Annotated in this window: 21 protein-coding genes; 15 read left to right on the forward strand and 6 right to left on the reverse strand. The window is 65.8% G+C overall.

The features are described 5' to 3' along the window. Nucleotides 1-90: 90 nt before the first annotated feature. Nucleotides 91-582 (reverse strand): dUTP diphosphatase, encoded by a 492-nt coding sequence (dut, locus tag CIMIT_RS07000; RefSeq protein WP_051904865.1) that lies wholly within the window; start codon nt 580-582, stop codon nt 91-93. A gap of 49 nt (nt 583-631) precedes the next feature. Between dut and CIMIT_RS07005 the strand changes: the two genes are divergently transcribed. The 3 genes from CIMIT_RS07005 (at nt 632) to CIMIT_RS07015 (ending at nt 3699) form a co-directional block, all read left to right on the forward strand. Further along, complete coding sequence (locus CIMIT_RS07005; RefSeq protein ID WP_231910276.1) at nt 632-1168, forward strand: DUF3093 domain-containing protein; 537 nt, start codon at nt 632-634, stop codon at nt 1166-1168. Between the two features lie 116 nt (nt 1169-1284). After that, on the forward strand, nt 1285-2103 hold the full coding sequence (locus tag CIMIT_RS07010; RefSeq protein ID WP_038590943.1) for a PTS sugar transporter subunit IIA: 819 nt from the start codon (nt 1285-1287) through the stop codon (nt 2101-2103). Nucleotides 2104-2115: 12 nt separating this feature from the next. Further along, on the forward strand, nt 2116-3699 hold the full coding sequence (locus CIMIT_RS07015) for a PTS ascorbate transporter subunit IIC (RefSeq protein ID WP_038590946.1): 1584 nt from the start codon (nt 2116-2118) through the stop codon (nt 3697-3699). A 6-nt stretch (nt 3700-3705) separates the two neighbouring features. On the opposite strand, the gene CIMIT_RS07020 is transcribed toward CIMIT_RS07015, so the two are convergent. Both CIMIT_RS07020 and CIMIT_RS07025 read right to left on the reverse strand, forming a co-directional pair. Next, complete coding sequence (locus CIMIT_RS07020; RefSeq protein ID WP_038590949.1) at nt 3706-4002, reverse strand: DUF4193 domain-containing protein; 297 nt, start codon at nt 4000-4002, stop codon at nt 3706-3708. A gap of 150 nt (nt 4003-4152) precedes the next feature. Beyond that, the gene (locus CIMIT_RS07025) at nt 4153-5013 is read right to left on the reverse strand and encodes an inositol monophosphatase family protein (protein ID WP_038590952.1); all 861 of its coding nucleotides are present in this window, start codon (nt 5011-5013) and stop codon (nt 4153-4155) included. Nucleotides 5014-5088: 75 nt separating this feature from the next. Here CIMIT_RS07025 and ppgK point away from each other — a divergent pair, with 75 nt between their 5' ends. Then, complete coding sequence (ppgK, locus tag CIMIT_RS07030; RefSeq protein WP_051904866.1) at nt 5089-5877, forward strand: polyphosphate--glucose phosphotransferase; 789 nt, start codon at nt 5089-5091, stop codon at nt 5875-5877. A 343-nt stretch (nt 5878-6220) separates the two neighbouring features. Further along, the gene (locus CIMIT_RS07035; RefSeq protein ID WP_407919529.1) at nt 6221-7768 is read left to right on the forward strand and encodes an RNA polymerase sigma factor; all 1548 of its coding nucleotides are present in this window, start codon (nt 6221-6223) and stop codon (nt 7766-7768) included. 77 nt (nt 7769-7845) lie between these two features. Here CIMIT_RS07035 and CIMIT_RS07040 read toward each other — a convergent pair whose 3' ends face one another. Continuing rightward, complete coding sequence (locus CIMIT_RS07040; RefSeq protein WP_038590955.1) at nt 7846-9615, reverse strand: DEAD/DEAH box helicase; 1770 nt, start codon at nt 9613-9615, stop codon at nt 7846-7848. After that, the gene (locus CIMIT_RS07045) at nt 9612-9866 is read right to left on the reverse strand and encodes a DUF3039 domain-containing protein (RefSeq protein ID WP_038590958.1); all 255 of its coding nucleotides are present in this window, start codon (nt 9864-9866) and stop codon (nt 9612-9614) included. Before CIMIT_RS07045 ends, CIMIT_RS07040 begins: the two co-directional genes overlap by 4 nt. Before the next feature lie 50 nt (nt 9867-9916). Between CIMIT_RS07045 and CIMIT_RS07050 the strand changes: the two genes are divergently transcribed. The 6 genes from CIMIT_RS07050 to galE all read left to right on the forward strand — a co-directional run bounded on the left by CIMIT_RS07050 (nt 9917) and on the right by galE (nt 15296). Further along, the gene (locus tag CIMIT_RS07050; RefSeq protein WP_084674299.1) at nt 9917-10429 is read left to right on the forward strand and encodes a DUF3099 domain-containing protein; all 513 of its coding nucleotides are present in this window, start codon (nt 9917-9919) and stop codon (nt 10427-10429) included. Nucleotides 10430-10433: 4 nt separating this feature from the next. Continuing rightward, nucleotides 10434-11948: a DUF7782 domain-containing protein gene (locus CIMIT_RS07055; protein ID WP_038590961.1), complete on the forward strand. Its 1515-nt coding sequence runs from the start codon at nt 10434-10436 to the stop codon at nt 11946-11948. Between the two features lie 18 nt (nt 11949-11966). Beyond that, nucleotides 11967-12401 carry a D-aminoacyl-tRNA deacylase gene (gene dtd, locus CIMIT_RS07060; RefSeq protein ID WP_038590964.1) on the forward strand — a complete coding sequence of 145 codons (435 nt, stop codon included), beginning with the start codon at nt 11967-11969 and terminating at the stop codon, nt 12399-12401. 206 nt (nt 12402-12607) lie between these two features. Further along, nucleotides 12608-13600: a sigma-70 family RNA polymerase sigma factor gene (locus CIMIT_RS07065; RefSeq protein WP_038590967.1), complete on the forward strand. Its 993-nt coding sequence runs from the start codon at nt 12608-12610 to the stop codon at nt 13598-13600. A gap of 15 nt (nt 13601-13615) precedes the next feature. Continuing rightward, complete coding sequence (locus tag CIMIT_RS07070) at nt 13616-14305, forward strand: metal-dependent transcriptional regulator (RefSeq protein WP_038590978.1); 690 nt, start codon at nt 13616-13618, stop codon at nt 14303-14305. A 25-nt stretch (nt 14306-14330) separates the two neighbouring features. Further along, a complete protein-coding gene (galE, locus tag CIMIT_RS07075; protein WP_038590981.1) occupies nt 14331-15296 on the forward strand; it encodes a UDP-glucose 4-epimerase GalE in 966 nt (321 codons plus the stop codon). 7 nt (nt 15297-15303) lie between these two features. Here the strand turns inward: galE and CIMIT_RS07080 are convergent, their stop codons facing one another. Then, nucleotides 15304-16473: a DUF4192 domain-containing protein gene (locus CIMIT_RS07080; RefSeq protein ID WP_038590984.1), complete on the reverse strand. Its 1170-nt coding sequence runs from the start codon at nt 16471-16473 to the stop codon at nt 15304-15306. Nucleotides 16474-16707: 234 nt separating this feature from the next. Between CIMIT_RS07080 and CIMIT_RS07085 the strand changes: the two genes are divergently transcribed. The 4 genes from CIMIT_RS07085 to CIMIT_RS07100 all read left to right on the forward strand — a co-directional run bounded on the left by CIMIT_RS07085 (nt 16708) and on the right by CIMIT_RS07100 (nt 25266). Beyond that, entirely contained in the window at nt 16708-17754 is a 1047-nt protein-coding gene (locus CIMIT_RS07085; protein WP_038590987.1) for a PAC2 family protein, read from the forward strand. A 31-nt stretch (nt 17755-17785) separates the two neighbouring features. Next, nucleotides 17786-20314 carry a DEAD/DEAH box helicase gene (locus tag CIMIT_RS07090; RefSeq protein ID WP_038590990.1) on the forward strand — a complete coding sequence of 843 codons (2529 nt, stop codon included), beginning with the start codon at nt 17786-17788 and terminating at the stop codon, nt 20312-20314. Nucleotides 20315-20564: 250 nt separating this feature from the next. Further along, nucleotides 20565-21782 carry an NAD(P)/FAD-dependent oxidoreductase gene (locus CIMIT_RS07095; protein WP_051905036.1) on the forward strand — a complete coding sequence of 406 codons (1218 nt, stop codon included), beginning with the start codon at nt 20565-20567 and terminating at the stop codon, nt 21780-21782. 67 nt (nt 21783-21849) lie between these two features. After that, nucleotides 21850-25266, forward strand: a complete 3417-nt coding sequence (locus tag CIMIT_RS07100) for a proline dehydrogenase family protein (RefSeq protein ID WP_038590996.1) — start codon at nt 21850-21852, stop codon at nt 25264-25266. Nucleotides 25267-25281: the final 15 nt, after the last annotated feature.

The raw sequence follows: 25281 nt of genomic DNA on the forward strand, positions 1-25281 counted from the left end.
ACTGTAGGTGGTACGTAGTGCGCTTTCGAACTTAGCGCGCAGCCTGCGGCCCAAAGGCTTTAGCTCTGCCTGGCTAAACCCGTTTGTGCCCTAGTTGGTACCGGTCGAGCCGTAGCCACCGGCACCGCGCTCCGTGTCGTCTAACTCATCGACTTCTACGAAGTCGACCAGCTCCACCCGCTGCACGACGAGCTGGGCGATCCGCATGCCGCGCTCGATAGTGAACGCCTCGTCGCGGTCTGTGTTGACCATGCACACTTTCAGCTCGCCGCGGTACTGGGCGTCGATCGTTCCGGGGGTATTGACAATGCTCAGCCCGTGCTTGGCGGCCAGGCCTGAGCGCGGGTGGATCAGCCCTACTGTCCCCAGCGGCAAGGCGAGCGCTACACCCGTGCCCACCAGCGCGCGCTGGCCCGGGGCGAGCGTGACGGTCTCCGCCGCGTAAAGGTCCGCGCCCGCATCCCCTGCATGCGCCCTTTTTGGTAGCGGCAGTTCTGGGTCCAAGCGCTTCAGCGGGATTGGGCCGAGCGCGGACTGCGGTTCAGAATCAAGGCCTCGAGGGCTGTTGGTGGTGGCGTTCATGGTCGCCCACATTACGGCAATGGGTGCAAACTCAACTAAAGTTGCATGCGTGTCTGAAAACCCGCGCTTTTCCAACGAGTCCACACAGCACACCTCCCCCACCGCAGGAGGTACCGCGAAGGTGCTCTACCGTGAGCGCCAGTGGGTGCCCTGGTACTGGTGGGCCGCAGGTGCCTTCCTTACGTTTTTGCTGGCTGCGCAGTTCGCGCTGAACCGCAACGTGTGGTGGTTTATCATCCCGCTGATCCTCATCGGCGGGCTGATCGGCTGGTACTTGACCTGGCTGTCGCGCACCACCGTCGCGGTGGAGCAGGATCCCGATGGCTCTCGCTGGCTGCGCGTCAACGACGCAAACTTGCCCGCGACCGTGGTCACGCGCGCAATGGAAGTACCGCAATCAGCCCGGCAGAACGCGTTGGGCCGCCAGCTTGACCCTGCCGCCTATCTTGTCTCCCACGCCTGGGTGCCGGAGCACGCGCTGATCGTCCTCGACGACCCGGAGGACCCCACCCCGTACTGGCTGGTCTCATCCAAAGACCCGGAGGCGCTCCTCAAGGCGTTCGTGCCGGAACAGATGCACAAGTAGCCTCGAAACTCGAGCCAACGGGAAAGCTTGACTCGGGTCACGCCACTGGTAATAACATGTAGCTACAACCGGCGTTACACAATCGCCGGTACCTGCTACTAGAGGGACTACAAGTTATGTCCACAATAAATACGCTGCTTGCGCCAGGGGCTGTTGAGCTCGATGGCCGCGCGGATGATTGGCGCGAGGCCATTCGCCTCGCAGGCAGACTGTTGGAACGCTCCGGCGATGCCACACGTGACTACACCGATACAATGGTGCAATCCGTCGAGGACAATGGCCCGTACATCGTAGTCGCCCCGGGTTTCGCCTTCGCGCACGCCCGCCCATCGGAGGCGGTCAAGCGCACGGCGCTATCTTGGGTCAGGCTCGCGCAGCCGGTGGAGTTCGGCCACAAGTCGAACGACCCGGTCGATCTGGTGGTGGCGCTGGCGGCCCGCGATTCCTCGGAGCACCTTGCTGCCATGAAGGAATTGGCGGGACTTTTAGGCAAGCCCGCTACCCGCAGCGCCTTGGACAGCATCTCCACAGAAGAGGAGCTGCGCGAGGTGCTTCGCACTGCGGGCAAGAAAAAATCCGCAAGCACGAAACAGGCCGCCGCCGCGCCACGATCCTCCCGTACGGAAAAGCGCAGCGACTCGGTGCCGTCGAAAGGCAAGATTCTCACTGTCTGCGGCAACGGCCTGGGCACCTCACTGTTCCTCAAAAACACGCTCGAGCAAGTGCTTGACGCCTGGGGTTGGGGCCCGTACCTCGATGTGGAAGCCACGGACACAATCTCCGCGAAGGGACGCGCGAAGGAAGCTGACTTCCTGCTCACCTCCGGTGAGATCGCTGCCACGCTTGGCGACGTCGGCGTGCCCGTCCATGTCATCGAAGACTTCACCAACATGTCCGAAATTGATGGGGCTCTGCGCGAGCTCTACGACGTTTAAGGCGGCACAGAAATGGACTTCCTCCCCGCAATCGCGAACTTTCTTGTCAACGAGATTCTCTCCGTCCCAGCCTTTTTGATTGGCCTGATTACCGCGGTCGGGCTTGCTGCAATGGGCCGCGGCGTGGGCCAAGTACTTGGTGGGGCGATCAAGGCGACGCTGGGCTTCTTGCTCATCGGCGCAGGCGCCAACCTGGTGGTGTCCTCGCTTGAGCCACTCGGTGCCATGATCGCTGGTGCGACCGGCGCCCAGGGCGTGGTGCCCACCAATGAGGCGATCGTCGGCATTGCCCAAGAGCAATTCGGCAGCCAGGTCGCCTGGATCATGATTCTGGGCTTTGTGGTCTCGCTGCTGCTGGCGCGTTTTACACCGATGAGCTACGTCTTCCTCACCGGCCACCACGTGCTGTTCATGGCCGCCATGCTCACCATGGTGCTTGCCCCCGCGGGATACTCTTCGTGGCTCGTCGTTCTCTTCGGTGCCGTCCTGCTGGGCATTTTGATGGTCTCCCTGCCGGCGATCGCGCACCCGTGGACCCGCCGCATCACCGGCGATGACTCGATCGCTATTGGCCACTTCGGCACCGCCGGCTACCTCGCCGCGGGCGCTGTAGGCAAAGTCGTCGGTGGCAAGGGCACAAAGATGTCGCCATCAACCGAAGAGCTCAAGCTGCCTGAGGGCCTGCGGTTCCTCCGCGACTCCATGGTGGCCACCGCGCTGTCCATGGCGCTGATGTACATCGTTTTGGCACTGCTGTTCATCGCCCGCGCGGGCACTGAAGAAGCTTTCACCGCCTTCGAGGACGGCGCGACCAGCGTAGGCAACTACCTCATGCAGTCCTTTACCCAGGGCTTGGAGTTCGGTGTAGCTGTCGCTGTCATTCTCTTTGGCGTGCGCACCATTCTCGGCGAACTGGTCCCCGCGTTCCAAGGCATCGCCGCCAAGGTGGTGCCCGGCGCCATCCCGGCACTCGATGCGCCGATCGTCTTCCCCTACGCGCAGAACGCCGTGCTGGTTGGCTTCATCTCTTCCTTCGTCGGCGGGCTGATCGGGCTGGCGGTGCTCTCCCTGTGGCTCAACCCGGCCTTTGGTGTCGCACTGATTCTGCCTGGCCTGGTCCCCCACTTCTTCACCGGCGGCGCTGCGGGCGTCTACGGCAATGCCACGGGCGGACGTCGCGGTGCGATCCTTGGTGCCTTTGCTAACGGCCTGCTGATTACGTTCCTGCCCGCGTTTCTGCTGAGTGTGCTCGGCTCCTTCGGCTCCGCCAACACCACCTTCGGTGACGCCGACTTCGGCTGGTTCGGCCTGCTTTTGGGCTGGTCCACGCGCGCCGACGGTGCCCTGGGCCTCATCCTCGTCGCGCTCTGCGGTGCCGCTGTCTTTGCGCTTGGCTGCCTGTCGCAGCGCAAGCTTGTCGACGGCAACTGGGACCCCACCCCCTGGCGCCCAACCCCCGGCGAGGGCGCGGCAGCCACTGCCGCAACCACCCCCGACGTCACGCCGCTGGCTGCCGGCCAGACCGCAGCGTCGAAGAAGTACCCGAAGGTTCTGCCTCCGGACGGGGCACCAGTCCCGCCCGCGCCGATCGCTTAAAAGTCGCTACTCGCAGTCGAGGCAGAACTTCGAGCCGTCGTCTGCCGTGTAGGCCAAGCGCTTCTTCTTCTGCACGAGGAAGCAAGAAGCGCAGGTGAACTCATCGTCCTGGCGAGGCTTAACCTCCACGTTGAGTTCCTCGCCGGACAGGTCCTGCGGCGGGATTTCCACGGGCTCGACGATTTCGCCCTCGTCGTCCATGCTGCTGCCCGCAACCTCGGCGGCCTTCAGGCCCTCCAGCGAATCGGTCGTGATTTCATCGTCCTCGAGGCGGCGGCGCGGTGCATCGTAATCCGTGGCCATAACAAGCACTCCCTAGCTCAAATATCGTTGGAATTTAGCGTCGTATCAGCACGCGTTTGAGCGGAATACTAAATGATTGGCCTGCGTCTGTCACTTTCGCCCCGCATACTGCACCTTTGTCGGGTTTTCGGGGGTGAAAGCAGCGCCGAACTACGCTTGCAGATCCCGCTGGGCTCCCGCCTTGTGCAACAGGTCCGCAAACTCGTCGGCGATCCCGGGCGCGCACGCCGTGACCAGCGCCCCCTGCCCGCCGCGATCCACCAATCCCGGGTGGTGCACCACCGCACCGGCTTCCGCCGCGATCACAGCCCCGGCGGCGTAGTCCCAGGGGTGGGTGCCGTGCTCGTAGTAGGCATCCACGCTGCCCTCTGCCACGCGGCACAGGTCAAGTGCGGCCGAACCCATGCGCCGAATGTCGCGCACCACGGGCAGGATGTGCTGCAGGATTTCCGCTTGGAGTCCCCGCCACCCCGCATCGTAGGCAAACCCGGTCGCGACAAGCGTGGTCGCCAGTTGTGATGCTCGGGAGGCGCGAAGCGGGTGCGCGGTGCCGTCGATAAGCACACTGGCTCCCGCACCCACCGCCGCGCGGTAGACCACCCCGCGCGCCACGTCTGCAACTGCACCAGCCACAAGCTCGCCGTCGACGGCCACGCCGACAGAGACCGCGTAGGCGGGCACCCCGTAGATGAAGTTGACCGTGCCGTCGATCGGGTCGATGACCCACTCCACCCCGGTGCGGGTGGGCACCGCCGAACCCTCCTCGCCGATGATGCCGTCGTCGGGGCGAAGCTCGGCCAGGCGCTTGACCACGCGCGCCTCACAGCCCTTATCCACCGCGGTGACCGGGTCCACCTCCGAAGACTTCGTCTCCGCCACCATCGCCACGGACCCATGCTTGGTCAAAAAAGCGCGCTGATGCGCGACGAACTCCGCCGCATCGGTGACCAGATCCACGCACATATCGCGCAACTCGGCGGGACTGGGAACGTGATTCGCTGCAGTATTCATACTCCTATCGTGCCCGGCCCGCGTCACAGCTGCATCCTGGGCACCCGAGGCGGGAGGTTTTGTACAGTTGAGTACATGAGCGACACAACAGCGAATACCCAGGCTTCGACCGCGCCCACCTTGGGCTTTGGCGTAGACGTAGGCGGCTCCGGCATCAAGGGTGCCGTGGTTGATCTGCGCACCGGCGAGTTTGTCGGCGAGCGGATAAAAATCGCCACGCCCAAGCCCGCCACCCCGCAGGCTGTGGCGGACACCGTGGCGCAGATCGTGCGCGCGCACGACTGGCACGGCCCGGTTGGCATCACGCTGCCGTCGGTGATTCGACAGCAGGTCGCCACCACCGCCGCCAATATCGACCCCTCCTGGGTGGGCACGCAGGTCCACGACCTCTTCGCCGAGGCCCTGGGCCGCGAGGAGCTCGCTGTGCTCAACGACGCTGACGCAGCCGGTGTCGCTGAAGTCGCCTTCGGCGAGCCGCAGGCGCGCGAGGGCGCAGTCATCTTCCTCACCTTCGGCACGGGCATCGGCTCCGCAATGCTTGTCGACGGCACGCTGTTCCCCAACACCGAACTCGGACACCTCCTGCTCGACGGGAAGGAAGCCGAACACCTCGCCTCCTCGGCGGCCAAGGACCGCGAGGACCTGAGCTACAAGAAGTGGGCCAAGCGCGTCGACGCTGTGCTCCACGAGTACGCCCGCTTGTTGAACCCGACCGCATTTGTGGTTGGCGGCGGCATCTCCCGCAAGGCCGACAAGTGGGTGCCCTTGCTTACCGTCGACGTGCCGGTGATCCCGGCGAAGCTGCGCAACCGCGCCGGCATCGTCGGGGCCGCGATGGCCGCGCACACACATCTCGCGCCCTAGGCGGCGCGCAGCTCACCGGTGTGCGCCGGCTTTCATGTACGGTGGGCACCGGACAAGAGCCACTGTCCTTGACCTAAAACGATGCGTTGCGAAACCGCTGCGCAGTGGGCCATGAGGAACGCAAAAGCCAAGACTCGCGGCGGGGGCTGGAATAGATTCATCCCCCACCCTGTTAAGATGGGCGTTCTATAAATGAAACCATTGCGCAACCCGACAAGATGTGCATCACACCTTGTTCGCAGCGTTCGCAGCGCACGCGCGGTTCTGCGTCGGCAGCGCTCCCACCTTTTATGCGGGGAGTGCGGCTTGAGCTTAAACGCAGGATCGCGGTGAGGTGGTGGCAGTGGACAACGACCGAAACGGCGAAAGGGCGTACGTGGTAGCCAGCGAAGCTTCAGGCAATAACAGCGTCGACGATGCAGCACAGGCATCCTCCGACGGCGGAGCAGGCAACGGGTCGAGCGGCGCCGCGGCACCGGCGGCGAAGAAGACCGCGAAGAAAGCGGTAAAGAAGACTGCGCGCAAGAAGGCAACGAAGAAGACTGCCAAGAAGACGGTGCGCAAGAAGGCGACGAAGAAGACCGCTCGCAAGACTGCGAAGAAGACGAAGAAAACGACGCGCAAGAAGGCGACGGCGGCGCACGCTGAGAGCTCCGCTGTAGATGAGGACGAGCTGCGCACCGACGCGCTGCTCGACGATGCGGATAACCCCGACGACCGCGAAGACGAGGACTACGATCCGGATCTCGCGGACGAGGCGGACTTCGACGACGAGCTCGCCGACGACCTCGACGAAGATGAACTCGATGAGGACCTCGATGACGCTGACGACGTTGATGACGCGGACGAGGACAGCGACGAAGATGAGGAAGAAGAGGAAGACTCCTCCTCTGTCTGGGACATCGAGGAGTCCGCGGCCCTGCGCCAGGCACGCAAGGACGCGCAGCTGACCGCTTCGGCGGACTCGGTGCGCGCCTACCTCAAGCAGATCGGCAAGGTCGCGCTGTTGGACGCGGAGCAGGAGGTCTCGCTGGCCAAGCGCATCGAGGCCGGCCTCTACGCACAGCACCGTCTTGACGAGATGCAGCGCGCTGCCGCCGAGGGCGATAAGGACGCCAAGCTCACTCCCGCGGTCAAGCGCGACTTCCGCGCCGTGGCGCGCGACGGGCGCAAGGCGAAGAACCACCTGCTTGAGGCGAACCTGCGCCTCGTGGTCTCGCTGGCGAAGCGCTACACCGGCCGCGGCATGGCCTTCCTGGATCTCATCCAGGAGGGCAACCTGGGCCTGATCCGTGCCGTGGAGAAGTTCGACTACTCCAAGGGCTACAAGTTCTCCACCTACGCCACCTGGTGGATCCGCCAGGCGATTACGCGCGCGATGGCGGACCAGGCGCGCACCATCCGTATCCCGGTGCACATGGTCGAGGTCATCAACAAGCTCGGCCGCATCCAGCGCGAACTGCTGCAGGACCTGGGTCGCGAGCCGACGCCGCTGGAGCTGGCCAAGGAGATGGACATCACCGAGGAAAAGGTGATGGAGATCCAGCAGTACGCCCGCGAGCCGATCTCTCTGGACCAGACGATCGGCGACGAGGGCGACAGCCAGCTCGGCGACTTCATCGAGGACTCCGAGGCAGTCGTCGCAGTCGATGCGGTCTCCTTCACGCTCCTGCAGGATCAGCTGCAAGATGTGCTCCACACGCTCTCGGAGCGTGAGGCTGGCGTCGTGCGTCTGCGCTTTGGCCTGACCGACGGTATGCCGCGCACTTTAGACGAGATCGGCCAGGTCTACGGGGTCACCCGCGAGCGTATCCGCCAGATCGAGTCCAAGACGATGTCCAAGCTGCGCCACCCCTCGCGTTCGCAGGTGCTGCGCGACTACCTGGATTAGCGCTGGTGTAGCCCAGCACGAAGCCGGCGCGGGAAGGAATCAGTTTTCCCTTCCCGCGCCGGCTTCTTTCGTCTGCCTTACCAGCCGCGCAGGTAGTCGATGCGCTGGCGGAGCTGCTCGGCGCTGCACAGCGCGGTCGGCGGTCCCCCGCACGCCTTGCGAGCTTCGGTGTGGATCGCGCCATGTGGGCGTCCCGTCTTTCCCGCGACGATGGAAACGCGGTCGTTAAGCTCCTTGCGCAGACGCGGGATCTCATCCGCCGCGGTGCTCCCGCCTCCCGACCCGCCGCTCGGGGCACCCGGTGCCTGCTTTGTCGGCTGCGGCTCGCCGAGGATTTTCGCGCGCTCTGCGGCTTCGCGCTCGGCGGCCTTGCGCGCCTTTTCTTCCGCCTCGCGCGCATCGAGCTGGTCACTCTGACGCTTGCGCAGCAGGGTCTTCACCTGCTCGGCGTCCAGCAAGCCGGGCAGCCCGAGGAAGTCTTGTTCCTCCGCGGAGCCGGCGGCGGTGCCGGTGCCGTAGGTCGAGCCGTCGAAAATCAGCGAATCGAGCTCAGCCGAGGCCCCGATGGACTCGTAGCTGGGGGCCTCGTCCGGTTCGTTTTGCTGGCGATTCGCCTGCTCGATGAGCTCGTCGGACCAACCCTGCTCCCGGTGCGGCTTGCCGAGTACGTGGTCGCGCTGCACCTCCATGTTCTCGGCGAGCCCGAGCAACACTGGCACCGAAGGCAGGAAGACGGAGGCCGACTCGCCCGGCATGCGCGAGCGCACGAATCGGCCGATGGCCTGTGCAAAGAAGAGCGGTGTGGAGGCGGACGTGGCGTAGACGCCGACGGAGAGCCGGGGTACGTCCACGCCCTCGGAGACCATGCGGACTGCCACCATCCATTCGTCCTTGGAGGCGGAGAACTCTTCGATGCGATCGGAGGCGCCGGGCTCGTCGGAAAGCACGACCGTGACAGGCGTGTTGGACAGCTCCTGCAGAATCTTCGCATACGCGCGGGCGGTCGTCTTGTTGGTGGCGATGACCAGGCCGCCGGCGTCCGGCATGTTGCCGCGGATCTTCATCAGACGGGTGTGCGCGGCCTGCAGGACGAGCCTGATCCAGTCGCCCTTCGGGTCCAGCGCGGTCTTCCATGCGCGCGTGGTTTGCTCCGCATTGAGCGGCTCGCCGAGGCGCGCCGAGTACTCCTCGCCCGCGGAGTCGCGCCACTCTGTCTCGCCGCTGTAGGCGAGGAAGACAACGGGCCGCACCACACCGTCTTTTAAGGCGTGGGCGTAGCCGTAGGTGTAGTCCGCCTCCGAGACGAGGTGGCCCTCGCCGTCCTCGTTGTAGCGCACGAACGGGATCTGCGAGTCGTCGGAGCGAAACGGCGTGCCGGTGAGCGCGAGCCGGTGTTCGACATCGTTGTAGGCCTCGTAGACGCCGTCGCCCCAGCTCTTCGAGTCGCCCGCGTGGTGGATCTCGTCCAGGATGACCATGCTGCGGCGCGCCGAGGCCACAGCGTGGTGCTTGAAGGGGTGCATGCCCACTTGGGCGTAGGTGACCACGATGCCGTCGTAGGCCGCGTTGACCGCCGACGAGTTGGTGAAGTTCGGGTCGAGCGAGAGCCCGAAGCGCTTCGCGGCGTCCGACCACTGGTGCTTGAGGTGCTCGGTGGGCACCACGACGATGAGACGCTGGACCGTCTTATCTGCCAGCAGGCGGCTGGCCAGGGTCAGCGCGAAGGTCGTCTTGCCTGCGCCCGGGGTTGCCACGGCCAGGAAGTCACGCGGTTTCGTGCGGAGAAACGAATCAAGGGCCTCTTGCTGCCATTTGCGGAGCTGAGGCCCTGTACTCGGGGTGGTCACTTGCGGCGCAGCCCCTTGTAGATTCGCTCGCAGTCCGGGCACACGGGCGAGCCGGGCTTCGCCTGCTTCTTCACGGGGAATTTCGCCCCGCACAGTGCGACGACTTGCTTGCCGGACATGGCGGAGTCGACGATTTGGTCTTTCTTTACATAGTGGAAAAACTTCGGGGTGCCGTCGTCGGTGGTTGACGAGGTGTCCTCCCGAAGATCGGGGCGCTCAAGAGTCTTCGTCGTCGTATTCACGCCCTCCATCATGCCCCAAAGGGGGCCAGTTGTGGCAACGGGGCGCTAACCTTTGCCTTATGAGCGGATCTCAGCACTATTCTCACGACGCATCACCGGGCGAGTCCGATCCGCACGTCATCGACGCGCCGCTTGATCACGACCCCGCACCGCAGAAGCGCCGTTTTCGGCGGCGCTCCCGGCGCGCGCTGATTACCGACGCCACGCGCACCCCCGAGCAGAACCGGCAGTCCCGCGAGAAGCAGTACCTGATCTTGCAGGGGCTGCGCCTGCCGCTGATTGCGCTGTCGATCGGTGCGGCGGTTGCGGGCCATTGGTGGTGGGCCGCGGCTATTTTCGGGATTACGCTTCCGCTGCCGTGGGTCTCGGTGATGATTGCCAACGGCCAGGGTGAGGTGCGTGAGAAGCGCGAGCGCAATGTGTACAAGCCTGCGGTTGCGCGTGAGCAGGCGCGCCAGGCCGCGCTTGCGGAGCAAGCGCGCGCCCAATTGGGCCAGGGCACCGCGCAGATGCGTGAGTTGGGCCCGACTATTATCGACGCGGACACTGAGGATTCTGACGAGAAGGAGTAGCACGATGAGTGCCCTTGAACAGGCCGCGCGCGAGCTCGCCTCCGCGCTGCACAGCGCAGGGTTGACCGCCGATGGCGTCGCCCGGCACCTCGGCCCGGTCGCGACGGCGGCGCTGTACCGGGGAGAGCCGGGTGTGGTGCTCACGGCCTGCGACGACTCCGCGCTCTCGCGCCTGATCCGCATCTTCCTGGTGCGCGAGCCCACGCCTCGCCCTGCGCTCGAGGATGTGCTCTCGCCTGCGCTCGTGCAGCTGCTTATCGACGCAGGCGTGCTCTCCCCCACCGCATCCCCGGCCACCTTCAGCGTGGCCCTCGACGTCCGCCCGCACGTACTTGCAGGCCGGGACTTCTTCGTCATCTCGGACCTGGATGCCTCCATGACCGATTATGTGCCAGGCCCGGACCACGTCCTCGGCGTCGGCGCGGCCTCCCTGTCGCTGCTGCAGGCCACCCCGACCTCCCCTGCCGAGCGCGTGCTGGATCTTGGCACGGGCTCCGGAGTGCAAGCGCTCGCGCAGTCGGGGTGCGCGCAGCAGGTGGTTGCCACCGACGTGCACCCGCGGGCGCTCGATCTTGCACGCGCCACGCTCGCCGCCAACAGCGTCGAGAACGTCGAGCTGCGCGAGGGCCCGTGGTTTGCACCCGTTGCAGGCGAGCGTTTCGACCGGATCGTGGCGAACCCGCCGTTTGTGGTGGGTCCCGCCGAGGTCGGTCACGTATACCGCGACTCCGGCCTGGAATTGGACGGTGCCAGCGAGCTGGTCGCCAGCCAGGCAGCCGACTACCTCTCGGAAGGCGGCACCGCCTGCATCCTGGGCGCATGGGCGCACACCCGGGGCCAAAGCTGGCGTCAGCGGGTGGCCTCCTGGCTGCCTGCACAGGGAGTCTCAGCGTGGGTGCTGCAGCGCGACGTGGTGGATCCGGGCCAGTACGTCTCCACCTGGTTGCGCGACGAATCCATCGACGTGCGCTCGGCTGAGGGCATCGCGCGCACGCAGCGCTGGCTTGAGTACTTCCGAGCACACGAGGTCGAGCAGATCGGCTTCGGCTGGATCTTCCTGCGAGAAATCGGCGATCACGCCTCGGAAATCACCGCAGAGGCGCTTTCCCACCCCTTCGATGACCCACTCGGGCCGGAGGTCGAAGAGTACTTCACCCGCGCGGAATGGCTGCGCAATTCGGATGCGGACGCGGTGCTGGACGCGAGCTACACCGTGCGCCCCGGCGTCGCACTCGAGGAGGTCAGCCTGGCTGACACGGAAACAGGCATGGGGTTTGCGCCCGAGGTCACGCGGATTACGCGCACGGACGGGCCGCGCTTTAGCCACGAGATCGACGCCGCGGTGCGCTCGCTGCTTGCCGGGCTGCACCCGCAGGGTTTGAGTTTGCGTGACGTGGTGGGGTTGCTCGCGGCGTCGCAAAGCATTGGCGATGTCGGCGAGCTGGAAGCCTCCGCGGTGCGCATCGTGGTGGACCTGGTGCGCCACGGGATCGTGCTGCCCACAGACATTGTGGCGTAAACAGGAAGGAACCAGAGTATGAAGGCCGTACTTACGCGCGTGGCCAGCGCGAGCGTCACCGTCGATGGCGAGGTCGTCGGCGCGATCGACTGCAAGGACACCGGCGGAATCCTCGCGCTCGTGGGCGTCGGCCGCGACGACGATCCGCAGGCCTGGGAAACCATCGCCCGCAAGATCGCTGAACTGCGCATTCTCGACGGCGAACGCTCCGTCCAAGACGTCGACGCGCCAGTGCTACTGGTCAGCCAGTTCACGCTTATGGGGCGCACCGCGAAGGGCAGGCGGCCCTCCTGGTCGGATGCCGCGCCCGGCGACGTCGCCGAGCCGGTGATCGCAAAAATCGCGGCCGCGCTGCGCGAGCGCGGCATCACCGTGGAAGAGGGCCGCTTCGGGGCGATGATGGACGTCGAGAGCGTCAACAGTGGGCCTTTTACGGTGCTCGTCGAGGCGTAACTCGGCCCTGCGCGCAAAGAAGCCTGACAACCCCCCACGTTCTAGGGGTGAATCTCCTGGGGTAATCCTGACAGTGGCGCGGATTTGGGGCCGGTTGAATAATATCTACCAAAGCCGGAACAATCGGGCGCTCTGCACCGTTGGACGTATAAGACTGAACCTTTTGTGGGTTCGGATGGTTCGAAACCTCAAGGAGGCAGCTCTTCATGACTCAGCCGGACCACTCTCGCGAGGCGGCAAACGAAGACAATGTGGACCGCGGTAGTCGGCGCAACCAGACGAACGACAACCCGTCGGCCGATCTTGTCCGCGTCTACCTCAACGGTATCGGCAAGACGGCGCTGCTGAATGCGGAGGAAGAAGTCGAGCTGGCCCAGCAGATCGAGGTCGGCCTCTACGCCCAGCACCTGCTGGATGACCCGGAGGTGAAACTCACCCGCGCGAAGAAGCGCGACCTGAAGATCCTGGCCAAGGAGGGCCGCAAGGCTCGCTCCCATCTGCTGGAGGCGAACCTGCGCCTGGTGGTCTCGCTGGCCAAGCGCTACACGGGCCGCGGCATGCCGCTGCTTGACCTGATCCAGGAGGGCAACCTGGGCCTGATCCGCGCGATGGAGAAGTTCGACTACGCGAAGGGCTTCAAGTTCTCCACCTACGCCACCTGGTGGATCCGCCAGGCGATCACCCGCGGTATGGCCGACCAGTCCCGCACGATCCGCCTCCCAGTGCACCTGGTCGAGCAGGTCAACAAACTCTCCCGCATCCGTCGCGAGATGTACCAGTCCCTGGGCCGCGAGCCCACGAACGACGAGCTGTCGGAGGAATCCGGCATCGAAGAATCCAAGATCGAGATGTTGCTGCGCCAGTCGCGCGACCCGGTCAGCCTCGACATGCCCGTCGGCGCGGACGAAGAAGCCCCGCTGGGCGACTTCATCGAGGACGCCGAGGCCACGGACGCCGAGGACGCGGTTGTCTCCACGCTGCGGCACGACGATATCCAGGACATCATCAACGGGCTTGAGGAGCGCGAGCAGGACGTGATCCGGATGCGCTACGGTTTGACCGACGGTGTGCCTCGCACACTGGACCAGATCGGGCGCCAGTTCGGGCTCTCGCGCGAGCGCGTGCGCCAGATTGAGCGTGAAGTCATGGCGAAGTTGCGCGTCGGCGAACGTGCCGACCGGCTGCGCGACTACGCCTAATGCAAGGGAGTACACATGCGTGACTTGGTCGATACGACCGAAATGTATCTGCGGACGGTTTACGAGCTCGAAGAGGAGGGGATCACGCCGCTGCGCGCCCGCATCGCCGAGCGCCTCGAGCAGTCCGGCCCCACGGTCTCGCAGACCGTGGCGCGCATCGAGCGTGATGGTTTCCTCATCGTGCAACCGGATCGTTCGCTTACCCTCACCCCAGCCGGCCGCGAGCGCGCCACCGCGGTGATGCGCAAGCACCGCCTCGCCGAGCTTTTGCTTACCGACGTGCTGCAACTCGATCCCGCCCACGTCCACGATGAGGCCTGCCGCTGGGAGCACGTGATGAGCGAGGAGGTTGAGCGCCGCGTCGTCGCCGTGCTGAACAACCCGACCCGCTCCCCCTTCGGCAACCCCATCCCCGCCTTGGAGGAGCTGGGCGCGACCCCGAGCTCCGAGACCGCCTACGGCGAGCGCGCCGCCGACCTCGAGTTGGCCGAGTCCACTGAGGCCGTCGTGGTGCAGGTAGCCGAGATTTTGCAGCAGCTGTGCTCCACGATCTCCCCGGAGCTCGACGTCGCCCGTCTCGTCGGCACCACGGTCACCCTCGAGCGCGAGGAGGACGAGTCGGTGACGCTGACCACCGCGCAGGGCGAAGCCTTCACGCTCAGCCCCGAGCTCGCGCATGCGCTGCGCGTGCGCATTGCTGAATAAACCCGGAAAGGTATTTGGGATTTTAATGAAGCTCGTTGTCACCGGCGGTGCCGGTTACGTGGGCAGCGTCTGCGCTGCCGTCCTGCTCGAAGGCGGTCACGAGGTGATCGTGGTCGACGACTTCAGCACCGGCAACCGCGAGGCCGTGCCCGAGGGTGCCACGCTCGTTGAAGGCCGCATCAACGATGTCATCGACGAGGTCTTGCGCCCCGGCGACATCGACGGCGTGCTGCACTTCGCTGCCCGCTCTCTAGTCGGCGAGTCCGTGGATGTGCCGGACGAGTACTGGCGCGACAACTTCGAGGTCAGCCTGTACCTGCTCAACGCGATGCGCCGCCACGGCGTACGCTCGCTCGTTTTCTCTTCTACCGCTGCGACCTACGGCGAGCCCGAAAACGTCCCGATCACCGAGGACGCGCCAACTCGGCCCACCAACCCCTACGGGGCCACGAAGCTCGCCATCGATTACGCGATTTCCTCCTACTGCAAGGCCTACGGCATCGCGGCGACGAGCCTGCGCTACTTCAACGTCGCCGGCGCGTACAACCAGTTCGGCGAGCTGCACCGCACTGAGACGCACCTGATCCCCATCGTGCTGCAGGTGGCCCTGGGCCAGCGGGACGCGATCAAGATGTTCGGCGACGATTGGCCGACTGCCGACGGCACCTGCGTACGCGACTACATCCACGTCCGCGACCTGGCAGACGCGCACGTGCTCGCACTCCAGGCGAACACGCCGGGCACGCACGCGATCTACAACCTCGGCTCCGGCGACGGCTACTCCGTGCGCGAGGTCGTGGAGATGTGCCGCGAGGTCACCGGCCACGAGATTCCCGCGGAGGTCGCGCCCCGCCGCGCGGGCGACCCGGCTGTACTCATCGCTTCTTCGGAGAAGATCAAGCGGGAGCTGGGCTGGAACCCGACGCGCACGGATCTGCGCCGCATCGTCGAGGACGCCTGGGCCTTTACGGCCGCCCGCACCGAGCGCTAACGGCTCGCTAGGCCACGCAGTTATCCTCGATCTCCTCCCAGAGCAGGCGGCAGCCCGCCACTGCGGTGTCGAGCATGCCCTCCCACTCCCCGATCGCCATGAGCTGGCGCTGCACGGCTGAGAGCGAGTGGCCGGGAAGCTCTTCTTGCGCAGCACGTAGCGCCGCAAAGCCCCAGGGCTCGAGCCCGCTTTCCACGGCGGCGATCGCCCACAGGCTCAGCGCGTTCGCCCGAATCATCCCGGTGAAGTTGCGGGCGATGCACAACAAGCGCTGTGCCGCAGCGCCTGGGCTTTCTACGATGTCGATGATCAGGCTATCGCGCAGGTGGCTCTGTGAAAGCAGCGCCGCGAGTAATTGGACGTCCTCGTCGCTTGCGAAGCAGTCATCGAGCATCAAAGGCTTGGTCGCACTACCGGCCGGGAATTCCGCCTCGTGCCCCCGACCCGGGTTGAGCATCTCGCAGCCGCGTTCCACCGCTGCCAGGAGTGCTTCCGGCCGGGTGAACCGCTGCTCGATGAGCAGCCTGCCCTGGGTATAGGCTGCCTCGTACAGCGCCTCGCAGCGGCGCGTCTCCGCGCCCGAACTCGACTCAAAGTGCAGGGCGATTTCCTCGCGGTTGAGTTCCGGCAGCAGGCCGTTTTCCAGCAGGCCGCGCATGGTCGGAGCCCCGACGACCGAGGGCACTGCGCCGGAGAAGTACTTCGCCGGGGCGTCGGCAAGCGGGCTGCCGGGCGCAGCGGTGGCGGTGGTGGCGGTGGCACCGGCGGCGTCGAACAGCAGCGTGTAGGGCGTGCCCGAGGCGACTTCGGAGACGTGCCAGCAGGCGGCGATGCCGGGCGCTCCCTCGGTGCCCGAGTGCTCGAGGAAATAGGCTGCCTCGAGCGCGAGCCGGGAGTTGGGGATGCGGGTGATGATGACGGCCAGGTGGACGTCCTGGTCGGCGAACTCCAGCGCGCGCATCGCGTGCTCAAGCTGATCCTGATTGCCAAGGTCGGCGCGGACAATCGGGCCGAGTGCGAAGGCAGAGGGGTCGGGCCCGTGCTGCTCCAGGCCGATGAGCACGAGGGATTCCTGCGGGTAGAAGCCTAAGGCCCCCGGGATGCAGGCGATCAACTCGCCGGGGCCGGAAGCGGAGTGGTTAGTGAGACGGTGTGCGTGTGCGTGTGATTCAGTCATACATATTGGACGCAAAAAACAGCCCGCCGGTTCCCTCGGCGCGCGAATTCGCCATAGCGCAAGGGCGAGACGCTAAACTTGTTGCCACTCATGCGCGGCTGAGCACCCGCGCAGGGCGGTGGAATAGCCACGCCCGCGGCGCGGTTGTGCTTACTAATACGAACACTGTTACGAAGTAGCCGCCGCACAAGCCGGGGCCACTCGCGCAGCAGAACGATTTTTAGGAGGAAGCACATGTCTGACACGTCTCGCATGTACGAACTTGAATACCCGTCACCCTCGGTTGGTGGCGATGACGCCTCCGGCCCAGCGCTGATTATCGCGATGCAGGGCTACGCCGACGCCGGCCACGCCGTAGAGGGTGCCGCCGAGCATCTCAAGGCGGCGCTGGAGTCCCGCACGCTAGCCACGTTTAGCAACGATGAGCTGATCGATTACCGCTCGCGCCGCCCCGCGGTGACCATCTCGCAGCACGAGATCACCGACATCGATGACCTACAGCTCGACCTGCGCGTGCTGCGCGACACGACCGGGACGTCCTTCCTGCTGCTCTCCGGCCCGGAGCCGGACTTGAAGTGGGAGGCGTTTAGCAAGGCGGTAAGCGATTTGGTGCAGCGCTTCGACGTGTCGAAGACGATCTGCCTCTACGCCGCCCCGATGGGCGCGCCGCACACCCGCCCGCTGGTGGTCTCCGCGCACGGCAACAGCGCCGAGCTCGTTGGCCGCATGTACACCTTCGACGGGATGGTCACCGTGCCCGGCGCGGCCGCGATCCTCATCGAGCGGGAGCTGCACAAGCAGGGCAAGCCGGTCGCGGGCTTTACGGCGCACGTGCCGCACTACGTCGCCTCCTCGCCGTACCCGCACGCGACGTTCCAGCTGCTGCAGTCTATCGAGGACGCGACCAAGCTGCAGTTCCCGCTGCGCGCCATCGAGGGCGACATCACGCGGGTGACCAAGCAGCTCACCGAGCAGATGGAGGGCTCGGCCGAGATCGCGCACGTGGTGCACGCCTTGGAAGAGCACTATGACAAGGAGATGAACGACTACCGCGAGCGCCACCCGCAGGCGATGATGCCGGGCGAGGCGCAAGTGCCTAGCGGCGAGGAGATTAGCGAGGCGTTTGAGAACTACCTCACCGCCATCGAGGACCGCGACCGCGTGCTGGGCCAGGACGAGCAGCAGCTGAGCCTGCCTTTCGGCGACGATGAGAACAGTCTGCTCATGGAGCACTTCCTCATCGACCCGGATGAGGAGGAGCCCCCGGCTGACGAGGAGTAGCGCTACGGTGGGTGGCGTGACTTTATCTGACATGCTCGCCGATCTCACCGATGTGCCCGCCTCGCTTATCGACGAAGCGGTGTGGGACTCGTTCACCTCCTGGACCCACTCGCGCGGTATCTCGCTCTACCCGGCGCAGGAGGAAGCCTCGCTGGCGCTGCTCGCCGGCGACAACGTGATCCTGGCGACCCCGACGGGCTCGGGCAAGTCCATGGTGGCCAACGCCGCCCACTTCATCGCCTTAGCGCGCGGCCAGCGCACCTTCTACACCGCGCCGATTAAGGCGCTGGTGAGCGAGAAGTTCTTCTCGCTTTGCGAGATCTTCGGGGCGGAAAACGTTGGCATGATGACCGGGGACGCCACCGTCAACGGCTCGGCACCGATCATCGCGGCGACCGCGGAGATCGTGGCGAACATCGCCCTGCGCGAGGGCGAAAACGCGCGCATCGACCAGGTGGTGATGGACGAGTTCCACTACTACTCCGAGCCGGACCGCGGCTGGGCGTGGCAGGTACCGCTGTTGGAGCTGCCGAAGGCGCAGTTTTTGCTCATGTCCGCCACCCTCGGCGACACCGATTGGTTAGAAAAGGACCTCACCGAGCGCACGGGCCGCGAAACCACCTACGTGGGCGGCTCGCAGCGGCCGGTCCCATTGGATTTCCATTACGTGTTCACCCCCATCCACGAGACGATCGATGAGCTGCTTGCCGACGGCAAGGCCCCCATCTACGTTGTCCACTTCTCCCAGCGCGAAGCCACGGAGCGCGCGCAGGCGCTGACCAGCATGAAGATCATCACCGATGAAGAGAAGCAGCGCATCAAAGAGGAGATCGGCGATTTCCGCTTCACCACCACCTTCGGCAAGACACTGTCGAAGCTGGTGCGCCGCGGCATCGGTATCCACCACGCGGGCATGCTGCCGAAGTACCGCCGCTTGGTCGAGCGGCTGTCCCAGACCGGCCTGCTGAAGGTCATCTGCGGTACCGACACGCTGGGGGTGGGCATCAACGTGCCGATCCGCACCGTGGTGATGACAGGTCTGGCCAAGTACGACGGGACGCGCCAACGCATCTTGAAGTCGCGCGAGTTCCACCAGATCGCAGGCCGTGCGGGCCGCGCCGGCTTTGACACCGAGGGCACCGTGGTGGTGCAGGCACCGGAGCACGAGATCGAGAACGTGAAGCTGCGCCGGAAAGCGGGCGACGATCCGAAGAAGCGCAAGAAGCTGCGCAAGAAAGCAGCCCGCGAGGGCGAGGTCTCGTGGTCCGAGAACACCTTCAACCGGCTCACCACCGCGGAGCCGGAGGAACTGACCAGCCAGTTTTCCGTGTCCAACTCGATGCTGCTCAACGTGGTCGCTCGCCCCGGCGACGGCTACGAGCACATGCGCCACCTTTTGCGCACCAACCACGACACCCGCGCGAAGCAGAACCGCGACATCCTCACCGCCGTCGAACTTTTCCGCGGCCTGATCAACGCGGGCGTGGTTGAGCGCACCCCGGATTCGCCCGCCTACCGCCCGTATACGCTGACCACGGAGCTCGATCGCGACTTCGCGCTCAACCAGCCACTCTCCCCCTTCGCGTTGGCGTTTTTGACCATCCTGGATCCGGAGTCGGACACCTACGCCCTCGATGTGATCTCCACATTCGAGGCCATCCTCGACGACCCCCGCCAACTCCTCCAGGCCCAGCAGTCCGCCGCCCGCGGCGAAGAAATTGCTCAGCTTAAGGCCGAAGGCGTCGACTACACCGAGCGCATGACGCTCATCGAAGACGTCACCTACCCCAAGCCGCTCGCCGAGGAACTCGACGAAGCCTTCGACACCTTCTGCCAGGGCAACCCGTGGGCCAAAGAATTCGAGCTCTCTCCAAAATCCGTGGTGCGCGACATGATCGAGCACGCCATGACGTTCTCCGACCTCATCGCCACCTACGGTCTCGCTCGCAGCGAGGGCGTGGTTCTGCGCTACCTCACCGACGCCTGGCGCACCCTGTCACATTCGGTACCCGAGGCGCACATGACCGAGGAGCTCGAGGACATCATTGTCTGGCTTGGCGAGCTGATTCGCCAGGTGGACTCTTCGCTTATCGACGAGTGGGCCCACATGGCCGACGAAGACACACCCATCGACCAGGCCACCCTGGACCGCGAGCTGGCCTTCGGCGTCGAAGACCCCAACGCACTGACCGCCAACCGTCGCGCGTTTACCATCATGGTGCGCAACACCTTCTTCCGCTTAGCCCAGCTCTTCGCGTTTGAGAAGGAAGACGCGCTCGAGGAGATGTTCGCCTACCTCGAGCCCGACGAGCGCCCCGACTTCCCCGCCGGCATGGACGACTACTTCGACGAGTACGACGACGTCGACACCGGCCCCGACGCCCGCGGGCCCGAGTACTTCCGCCTGGGTGACACTACCGGGCGGCAGTGGCACGTCACCCAGATCCTCAAAGACCCGGAGGGCGATAACGCCTTCCAGTTCCACGGTGTAGTCGACCTGGATGCCTCCGATGCGGCGGGCGAGGTGCGGCTTGCGAGTCTGGAATTGCGGGCCGGGTAGCTCTTTTGGGGGTAGTGGGGCGTCGCAAAGCATGCCCCATACCTGTGTATAGACAGGTAGCTGAGCTGGGGCATTGGCGACGATATGCGCATAAATCCCAAAGCTTCAAACTTTATGCGCCCGCGGAAAATCGCACAGCGAACGCTACGTGAGTGGACCTAGCGCTGCGGTACATTGTTGTTCGCAACACAATCCGCAGATTCGTGAGGAGAAACACAAAGTGACTCGTGCGATCGTCATCGGCGCAGGCATGACCGGACTATCCACCGCATGGTTCTTGCAAGAATATGGCTACGAGGTGGAAGTCCTCGACAAAATCGGCGTCGCCGGCGGCTCCTCCTGGGGCAACGCCGGCTGGCTCGCCCCCGGCAAAACCATCCCGCTGTCCAACTCCAGCCTCTGGGCCTACGGCCCCACCGCCCTGTTCGACCGCAACGCCGCGCTCTCCGTGCCAGTGCGCATCGACCCGAAGCTCTGGGCCTTCTGCGCACAGTTCATGGCGCACGCCACCCAGCGCGCGTGGGACAAGACCATGGCGGGGCTCACCCCGGCCGACATGGCCTCGCTCGCGGCTTTCGACGAGCTCGAGGAAGGCGGCGTAGCATCCAAGTCCTACCGCGCGCCCTACATCATCGGCTTCGAGTCCGAGAACCAGGCCAAGGGCTTCCTCAAGGAAGTCGACGGCGCAGTCCGCCACGGCCAGGAGATCCCCTTCCACCCCGTCTCCCTGGAAGAAGCACGCGAGCACGCGCCCATGCTCACCGACAAGGTGAAGGCCATCTACAAGATGGAAGGCCAGCGCTTCATCGAGCCCGGCCCGTACTGTCAGGCCATCGCCGACTCCTTTACATCTCGCGGCGGCACCATCACCACCGGCGTGGAAGTCACCAAAGTCACCTCCACCCGCAAGCCGGCGGTTCAGCTGTCGACCGGCGAGTGGAAGCCCGCTGACGTCGTCGTCGTGGCCACCGGCGCGTGGATGCCGGACCTGGCGCGCGAGCTCGGCGTGAACACCATGGTGCAGGCCGGACGTGGCTACTCGTTTAGCGTCGAGACCGAAAAGACCCCGGAGTGCCCCGTCTACCTTCCCGAGCAGAAGATCGCCTGCACCCCCTACCAGGGCCGCCTGCGCGTCGCCGGCACGATGGAGTTCCGCGGTCCGGACGAGTCCTTCCAGCCCGGGCGCGTCGCCTCCATGATCCACGCCACCGCGCCCATGTTCCGCGGCATTAACTGGGACGACCGCCAGGACGAGTGGGTCGGCTCCCGCCCCGTCACCCCGGACGGCCTGCCGCTGGTCGGTGCCACGAAGGCACCGAACGTCTACACCAACGGCGGCCACGGCATGTGGGGCATCATCCTCGGCCCGCTGTCCGGCAAGATGCTGGCCAAGCAGATCGCCACCGGCGAGATCGACCGCACCATCGCGCCGTTCGACCCGCTGCGCAGCCGCTTCGCCGGCCTGTAAATCCCCTCCCGCCCGCTTGCGCCCGCGCCCAAGCGGGTGTTTTTCTCGACCCCTTAAGGAGTACGCCATGGCTCAACCCGTCACCGATTTCGACGCCATCGTCGAGGCCGCCGCCGCCCAAGCCCACGCCTGGATCGCGGAAACCGCCGAGGACGACGCGAACGACTCACAAACCCAGCAGCTCGCCGCGCTGCTTCGCGACGACGACGGCGTCCGCTTCACCATGGACTTCGTCGACCGCGTCATGCGCCCCGAAGACGACCGCGTCGCCGCCCGCGCCCTGCGCTCTCTCACCTCCGGCATCGACGCCTCCTTCCTCGGCCAAATCAACGGCCTGCTCGTCGGTCTCGGCGCCTTCGTCGGCCCGATCTTGCCGAAGGTAGTTATCCCGGCGGCGCGCGCCCGTCTGCGCCAGCTCGTCGGCCACCTCGTGCTCGATGCGGAGTCGGACGCGCTCAACGACCTGCTGGATCGCGCGGCCGAGCGTGGCGAGGAACTCAACCTCAACCTTCTCGGCGAGGCTGTCCTCGGTGAGGGCGAAGCCACCGACCGCGCGGAACGCACACTCGCGTTGATCCGCAACCCGCGGGTCACTTACGTCTCGGTCAAGGCTTCCTCCATGGTCGCGCAGCTCAACCCCTGGGACTTCGACGGCAGCGTTGCCCGCGTCAAGGACCGCATTCGGCCGCTGTACCGCGCCGCCCGCGACCGCAGCCCGCGCGTATTCCTCAACATGGACATGGAGGAATACCACGACCTGCACCTGACCATCGCAGTGTTTACCCAGCTGCTCGCAGAGGAAGAGTTCCGCGACTACGAAGGCGGCATCGTCTTGCAGGCCTACCTGCCGGACACGCTTGCCGCGCTGGAGGAGCTCGCCGAGTTCGCCCGCGAGCGCGTCGCGGAGGGTGGCGCGAAGATCAAGATCCGCCTCGTCAAGGGCGCGAACTTGTCCATGGAGCGCGCGCACGCCGAGCTGCGCGGCTGGCCGCAGGCTCCCTACCCCACCAAGCAGGACGTCGACGCGAACTACTACCGACTCCTCGACACCATCCTGCGGCCCGAGTACGCCGACGCCGTCTCCATCGGCGTGGCCACCCACAACCTGTTCACTGCGGCCTTTGCCAAGGAGCTCGCTTCTCGACGCAACGTCGCCCACATGATCGACTCCGAAATGCTCCAAGGCATGTCCCCGGCCCAGCAGACCACGGTGCGCCGCGCCTACGGTCGCCAGATCCTCTACACCCCAGTCGTGCACAAGGAGGACTTCGACGTCGCCGTTTCCTACCTCGTGCGCCGACTGGAGGAAAACGCCGCGCCCCAGAACTTCCTCTACGCCCTGTTCGCCCCCAACGAGCCGGGTCACGGCCACAGCGAACTGACCCCGCTCCAAGCACAGGAGCAGGTCTTCCGCAACGCCGTGGCCACCCGCCACGAGGTCGCAGCAGGCCCGCGGCACACCCAAGATCGCGCCCAAGATGCGGCCCGTGCCACAGCAAGCGCGAGCGCGCACGCCGGGCGCTTTCTCAACGAGCCGGATACCGACCCCGCCCTGCACGCCAACCGCGCCTGGGCGCTCGCGCACCTGGCCAACCCGCCTGCCATCGATATCGGCGAAGAGATCCACGATACGGGGCGGGTGGATGAGGCGGTGCGTGTGGGCGTCGAGAAGCAAAGGGCGTGGGGCGCACTCAGCGCCGACGAGCGCGCAACCGTGCTCGAGGCCATCGGCGACGTGATCGCAGCGCGCCGCGGCGACTTCATCGCCACTGCCGCCCACGAGGCCGGAAAAACGGTCGACCAAACCGACCCAGAGATCTCCGAGGCCATCGACTTCTGCGCCTACTACGCCGACGCCGCGCGTCGCCTCGGCGACATCCGCGCGCGCTTCGAACCCAACCAGCTCACCGTGGTGGTGCCGCCGTGGAACTTCCCCGTGGCCATCCCCACCGGCGGGATCACGGCGGCGCTCGCGGCGGGTTCTGCGGTGATCATCAAGCCGGCGCCGCAGGTCACGGCGTGCGCGAAGCTCATCGTCGACTGCATCCACGAAGCCTTCGCCGCGCACGACATCGACCCCGACACCGTGCAATACCTGCGCGCCGACGAGGCCGACGCCGGCAAGCGCCTGATCACCCACGCAGACGTCGACGCCGTCATCCTCACCGGTGCCTCCGACACCGCGCAACTGTTCAGCTCCTGGAAGCCGCAGCTCAACGTGATGGCGGAAACCTCCGGCAAAAACGCCCTGATCATCACCCCGTCCGCCGACCCGGACCTCGCGATCGCTGATCTCTACCAGTCCGCCTTCGGCCACTCCGGCCAGAAGTGCTCCGCAGCGTCCCTGGTGATCTTGGTCGGTGCCGCCGGCGACTCCGAGCGCCTGCGCAACCAGCTCATCGACGCCACGCGCACCCTGAACGTCGGCCCCGGCACCGACATCACCACTACCATGAACGGACTCATCGAAGCCCCCGGCGACAAGCTCCGCCGCGGGCTCACCCAGCTCGAGCCCGGCGAACGCTGGCTGCTCGAGCCGAAGCAGCTTGACGACGAAGGTCGCTACTGGTCCCCCGGCATCCGCGACGGCGTGCGCCCCGGCTCCTGGTTCCACCTCAACGAATGCTTCGGCCCCGTCCTGGGCATCATGCACGCCCGCGACCTCGACGAGGCCATCGAGTGGCAGAACTCCACCGGCTACGGCCTGACCGCCGGCCTGCACACCCTCGACGGCGAGGAGATCACCTACTGGCTCGATCGCGTCGAGGCGGGCAACGTCTATGTCAACCGCGGGATCACCGGCGCGATCGTGCAGCGCCAGCCCTTCGGCGGGTGGAAGAAGTCCTCGGTCGGGCCGGGTGCGAAGGCCGGTGGGCCGAACTACGTTGCACAGATGGGCACCTGGCACGACATCGACGCGCCTTCGCCCGGCGTGAGCGTGCAGCCGCAGGTTGCGGAGCTGCTCCGCGAGTTCGCAGACCACGTCTCCGCGGAGGACTTCGGCTGGCTTTCGCGTGCCGCGGAGTACGACGAGTTGGCGTGGCAGCGGGAGTTCGGCCGCGAGCACGACTTCGCGGGCCTGCGCTCCGAGGCGAATATCTTCCGGTACCGTCCGCTGCTCGAGCCGCTTGTGTGCTACGTCGGCGACGGCTTTGTGCTTCGCGACGTCTACCGCCAACTCCTCGCAGCCGCACGCACCGGCACGCAGCTCCGCATCATTGCGCCAGAGCCCGCGCACGCGCAGCTTCGCGCCGCCGGCGTCCAGGTCGACGGGTCCGAAATCACGGGCAAGCCCTCGCGCGTGCGCGTGATCGGTATAGCCCCCGAGTCGCTTTACGGCGACATCGCTACCGCGGTACTCGACGGGCCTGTGCTTGCCGACGGCCGCCGCGAGCTCCTCCCCTACCTCCACGAACAAGCCATCTCGGCGACTCTGCACCGCTTCGGCGTCTTGCGTGACCCGGCTGGCCTGCGCGAGGCTTAGGTCGCGTTTCCGGGC

This window comes from Corynebacterium imitans (genome assembly GCF_000739455.1).
GTDB lineage: Bacteria > Actinomycetota > Actinomycetes > Mycobacteriales > Mycobacteriaceae > Corynebacterium > Corynebacterium imitans.